Raw genomic sequence first — 4,519 nt, forward strand, 5'->3', positions numbered from 1 at the left:
CACAGAGGAAATCTCCCGGATGAACAGCCATAAGAATGCCAGACTGACCTTCGAGGGTCGCAAGTTGCTGATCAATCGCATTGCCTCCCAAGGGCTGATGCCGGCGGCCGAGGCCGCCGGCATCAGCCCCGCCTGTGCGCGTAAGTGGCAACGCCGCTTCGAGCAGGAGGGACAGCAGGGCTTGCTTGACCGCAGTTGCCGACCTCACAGGACGCGCTGCAGCATCGATGAGGCCTTGGCTGCGCGCATCCAGGCGCTCAGGCGCGATCGCACCCCCATCAGGCGCATTGCCTGTGTCGTGGGCCGCAGCCCGGCCACCATCAGCCGCTTCCTGGCCACCGTGGGACTGTCCAGCCTGAAGGCACTGGAGCCGATCGTGCCTGCGCTGCGCTACGAGCGCGAGGCGCCGGGCGAGTTGCTGCACATGGACACCAAGACACTCGGGCGCATCGAGCGAGAAGGTCATCGCATCAACGGCGACCGCACCACGCGTGTGCGCGGCGCAGGCTGGGAGTTCGCCCATGTGGCCATCGACGATCACTCGCGCGTGGGCTTCGTGCAGATGCATCCGGACGAGAAGAAGCCCTCGGCCGTGCAGTTTCTGCTGGCTGCGGTGGCGCACTATCAGTCCCTGGGCGTGACCATCAAGCGCCTGATTACCGACAACGGCAGCGCCTACCGCTCACGCCTATTTGCCAAGACCTGCCAGGCCCTGGGCATCAAGCACACCTTCACCAGACCCTACCGGCCGCAGACCAACGGCAAAGCCGAGCGCTTCATCCAGACTTGCCTGCGCGAGTGGGCCTACGGGCGAGCATGGGCCCACAGCAGCGAACGCACTGCCTGGCTGCCCGCCTTCTTGGCCTACTACAACGCTCGCAGGCCTCACTCGGCCCTCGGCTACAAGCCCCCAGCCTCCCGGCTTGGACAGACCAATCTATTGCAACTCAACACCTAGGACGCCGGGGCCTAAGCACAGGCGTGATGGGCGCCGCGCTTAGTGCGTTGCGCTGGCGTGGGCGCAGGGTTGAACCGCGCTGGCGCGCGAGTGTACGTGCAGCTGAGCGCGGCTGCTTTGCAGCTGCTGCTGTGCCTCTTGCTGGGGCACAGTCATCAGAGAGCTGGCGGCGTCCTCGCGCACCTTCAGGAAGTAGGTCTTGCCCCCCTCCAGGCTGAGCGCGCTGGGCACCAGCTGGCTCTTGTTGGCGCCATTGGCCAGCACAGCGATCGAATGCTCGCCCGCGGGCACGCAGAAGGTGGAGTAGCCATTGGGCAACAAGGCCGTGTGCAACTTGCCATCCACATAGATCTTGGCATCGGCCTTGACCGGGGCCTGCGAGAGGGCGCGGTAGACCACGACCTGGGCCTGCTTGGTGCTGGCGGCGCCCACGGGGGTGTAGACCTCACCGAAGGCTTGCCGGTGAACAGGTGAGGTCGCCGAGGGCGCTGTGGCCAGGGGCGCGCTCGCTTGTTGCGGCGGTGCCAGTTGGGCAAGCACCGACAGCGGTGCCAGTGCGCAGGTCAGGACCAGCGCTCTCGTCATCTCAAGTTTCTTGAACATTTCTCAAACTCCATACGGACAAGCACGCGAAGGCTCATCCAAATTAGACAAATCACGAATTGATCTCCACGGGCCAGGCCCGTGGAGTGCCCTGGTTGGGCGCTCTCTGGGGATCGGGTGCTTGTGTTCGCACCCGATCCCTTGCTGGCGCTCAATTACACGTTCGTGGTCAACCCCTGTTGGACCAGCAACTCCGCAGTCAGCGAGCTGTGCTCGTAGACGGTGTAGGACACACCATCGAGCTGCACGTCACCCTGATTGACCCACTCGCCGGCCTCGAACTCGGCAGACACCTGAGCAGACAGATCCACGGTGTCGCCTTCGTCGCCCTTGACCATCAGCTGGGTCTTGCCGTCCTGCATGAACAGGTCTTGCTCGCCCACGGCCAGAACATCGGCAAGGGTCAGCTTCAGCGTGTTGTCTCCCGTGCCGGTGAGATCCACGATGTCTACAGACAACGGCTCGGACGCGTTTTGCGACTCGATCAGCTGCGACAGATCCAAGACCTCATCGGCGCCGCTCAAGCTGATCACGTCTTCGCCGACCTGCTCCAAGCCAGAGGCCGGGGCAGGCGGGGCCGACTCATCGGCCAACTCATCGGCCGCCGCATCCGCGGGCACCAGCGGCTCAACGCCTTGGGACGCGCCTTGCGTTGCACCCACACCGTTGCTCGACCCATTATGTTGGGTTTCATCAAGCAATGCTTGAGAACCATCATCGTCCAGGCTAAAGGCTGTAGAAGAGGCAGCCCGGCCCATCATCGGAGCGGCTTCAATGTAGATGCCAATGGCGGTCCCGCTGCCCTGGTAGCCCTGGGAATCGGTCGCTCGCGCAAAGAACGTATGTGACATGCCCTGGCCCAGCGGACTTTGGATCTGGATCGACCAGTTGCCGTTTGCGTCAGCCCAGGTTGTCCCGTAGTGCACGTTGGCGTGGTTGTACAGATCGATCCTGCTATTGGGCGTGCCGTGACCCGAGATCCGCGGCGTGGTGTCCTTGATCGAGCCTCCGTTGCCGATGGCGACACCATAGGCATCGTCATAGGCCTGGGTGATCGAGGCGAACGGGGGCGGACCGATGTGGATGCCCATGGCGGTCCCCGTGCCCTGGTAGCCCTGCGAGTCGGTTGCCACCGCACGGAATGTGTGCCAAGTGTCCGCCGCCAGTGCGTTGCCGATCTGCAGGGACCAATTGCCCTGCGCGTCAGTCCAGACTGTGCCCAGGTGAACGTTCGTGTAGTGCTCGTAGAGATCGATCTTGCTCAGCGGCGTCCCATGACCCGAGATCTTGGGCGTGCGGTCCCGGCACGTTTCCCCGTTGTTCACGATGACGCTGTTGGCGTCGTCAAAGACCTGCGTGACCGTGGCAAACGGGGCCGGGCCAGTTTTGATGCCCATGCTCTGGCCACTGCCCTGATAGCCCACGGAGTCGGTTGCCACCGCATAGAGCGTGTGCCAAGTGTCCGCCGCCAGTGCATTGCCAATCTGGATGGACCAGTTGCCGTTCGCATCAGACGTGGTGGACCCCAGCAGAGCGCCGGTGCCCTGATCGTACAGATCGATCTTGGTATTGGGCGTGCCGTGACCCGAGACCTTCGGGGTGCGGTCCTTACAGGTTTCGCCGTTGCCGACGATGACGCTGTTGGCGTCGTCAAAGACCTGCGCGACCATGGCGAACGGAGCCGGAGAAATGTGGATACCCATTGTGGTGCCACTTCCCTCGTTGCCAGCCGAATCAGTGGCCACAGCACGGAACGTGTACCAGGTGTCCCCGTTCAGCGCGCTGGTGATCGGGATGCTCCAATTGCCCTGTGCATCCGCCGTGGTGGTGCCCAGGTAAGTGCCGGTTTCGTGGTCGTACAGCCTGATCGTCGTGTGAGGCGTGCCGTCGCCCGAGACCAGCAGCAAGCGGTCGTTGGTCGACTCCCCGTTGTTGACATTGCGGCCATTGACGTCGTCCCAAGTCGTCTTGACGTTGGCGAAGGGCGCCACCGTGTCCAGATGCACTGGCGTGGACGGCGAGGTGGCCGTGTTGCCCGCTTGGTCGGTCACGGTGTAGCTGACGTTGAAGTCCGCGCCCGCCTCGCCCATCAGGTCTTGGGCCGGAATGGTGAACGCGAGGTCCTGGCCAACTTCTGCCGCCGTCACCGTGTGGGTGTAGGTGCGACCGTTGAAGGTCAGCGTGACCACATCGTTCACGGCCATGCCCTCATAGGCCTTGATCGTCACGGGAGTGCCGTTTGCCGCTTCTGCGGCATTGATGCCGCCGTTCGCGTTCTCGGGCACAACCGGCGCCGACAAAGCTGGAGCCGTGGTGTCCACGGTCACCGTGCGCGGATCGGACGGCTCGCTGGTGTTGCCAGCCGGATCGGTGGCGGTCACCTCGAACTCGTGCGTTCCTTCGGGCAGCGGCGTGGTGGGCGTGAAGGTCCAGTTGCCGTTCTCGTCGACCACGGTCGAGCCGATGGGCTGACCATTGTCGATGATGGTGATGGTGTCGCCGGGCGTGCCCGTGCCGCCCAGGGTGGGGGTCCTGTCGTCGGTCAGGCTGGGCGAGCCCAGCGGGCCTTGCACGGCACCGGCGTTGTCCTCGACGCTGTCGATCTGCGGCTTGGACGGCGCGCTCGTATCGATGTTCACCGTGCGCGGATCGGACGGCTCGCTGGTGTTGCCAGCCGGATCGGTGGCGGTCACCTCGAACTCGTGCGTTCCTTCGGGCAGCGGCGTGGTGGGCGTGAAGGTCCAGTTGCCGTTCTCGTCGACCACGGTCGAGCCAATGGGCTGGCCATTGTCAATGATGGTGATGGTGTCACCGGGCGTGCCCGTGCCGCCCAGCGTCGGCTGGGTGTCATTGGTGGACTCGCCATTGGGCAGCGGCACTTGATTCGGGCCGTCGTCGCGGGTCACTTCATCAATCGAAGGCTTTGAGGGCGCTTCGGTATCGACATCGCTGTCGGAA

3 protein-coding genes are annotated in these 4,519 nt (G+C 64.0%); 1 reads left to right on the forward strand and 2 read right to left on the reverse strand.

Annotated elements, in window-relative coordinates:
* Positions 1-19: 19 nt before the first annotated feature.
* A complete protein-coding gene (locus VSO01S_RS25995; RefSeq protein WP_068645651.1) occupies positions 20-958 on the forward strand; it encodes an IS481 family transposase in 939 nt (312 codons plus the stop codon).
* A gap of 39 nt (positions 959-997) precedes the next feature.
* On the opposite strand, the gene VSO01S_RS26000 is transcribed toward VSO01S_RS25995, so the two are convergent.
* Both VSO01S_RS26000 and VSO01S_RS26005 read right to left on the reverse strand, forming a co-directional pair.
* Positions 998-1,561, reverse strand: coding sequence for a DUF2846 domain-containing protein (locus VSO01S_RS26000; RefSeq protein WP_068645652.1), 564 nt, complete (start codon positions 1,559-1,561; stop codon positions 998-1,000).
* Positions 1,562-1,716: 155 nt separating this feature from the next.
* The coding region (locus tag VSO01S_RS26005; RefSeq protein WP_174544771.1) for an Ig-like domain-containing protein at positions 1,717-4,519 on the reverse strand (2,803 nt) is incomplete at its 5' end.

It is taken from the genome of Variovorax soli NBRC 106424 (assembly GCF_001591385.1).
Lineage (GTDB): Bacteria > Pseudomonadota > Gammaproteobacteria > Burkholderiales > Burkholderiaceae_C > Variovorax > Variovorax soli.